The following is an 888-nucleotide window of genomic DNA, read 5'->3' on the forward strand; positions in this document are numbered from 1 at the left end:
GGTCGCCCCACGCACGTACCGGAACTGGAAAACCGCACCACCGTCGGAGCGCACCGTCACCGACGCGCATGTGACGGATGCGCTGCTCGCCACCGTCGGTACCGCCGAGGGCCTCTACGGGCGCCGCAAGATGCTCGTGCATCTTCGCAACACCGGCCACGTGGTCGGCAAGCACACGGTGGACCGACTGATGCGGGACGAGGGCCTGCATGGTGCGGTCCGTGGCCGCCGGCACCGAACCACGATCCCCGGCGGGCGGAACGTCGAGCGGGCTCCTGACCTGCTCGATCGTGACTTCACCGCTGAGGCGCCGAACCGGAAATGGGTCACCGACTTCACCTACTGTCGAACCTGGGCCGGGTTCGTGTACGTGGCGTTCGTCGTCGACTGCTTCTCGCGGGCGATCGTCGGCTGGCACGCGGCGACGGTCAAGGACACCGCCATGGTCACCACGGCGTTGAAGATGGCGCTGTGGCGGCGTGACCACGGTGGACATCCGGTCGCCGACGGGCTGATCCACCACAGCGATGCCGGCAGTCAGTACACGTCGATCTCGTTCTCGGAAACCCTTGTGCTAGAGGGGATCGCCGCGTCCATTGGCAGTATCGGCGATGCCTACGACAATGCTCTGGCCGAGTCTACGATCGGGTTGTTCAAGACAGAGGCGATGGCCAAGGGCAACCCCTTCCATGCCGGGCCGTACAAGAGCGTCGAGGACGTCGAGTTCGCCACGATGGAGTGGGTCGACTGGTTCAATACCAGCCGCTTACACAGCCGCCTCGGGTACGTCAGCCCCGACGCGTTCGAGGCGGCCTACTACGCTCAACCATCGACTCCCCAACCGGAGATGTCGCCAGCATAGGAGCGGCCAGAAACCCGGGTCGGTTC

General features: G+C 65.5%; 1 protein-coding gene. It reads left to right on the forward strand.

Features of this window, described 5'->3' with window-relative positions; all coding sequences use genetic code 11:
• Window positions 1-862 (forward strand): IS3 family transposase (locus RZ1_RS29460; RefSeq protein WP_139282084.1); only part of this gene is annotated, 862 nt, incomplete at its 5' end.
• Between the last annotated feature and the right edge of the window lie 26 nt (window positions 863-888).

This window comes from Rhodococcus zopfii NBRC 100606 = JCM 9919 (genome assembly GCF_001895025.1).
In the GTDB taxonomy this organism is placed as follows: domain Bacteria; phylum Actinomycetota; class Actinomycetes; order Mycobacteriales; family Mycobacteriaceae; genus Rhodococcus; species Rhodococcus zopfii.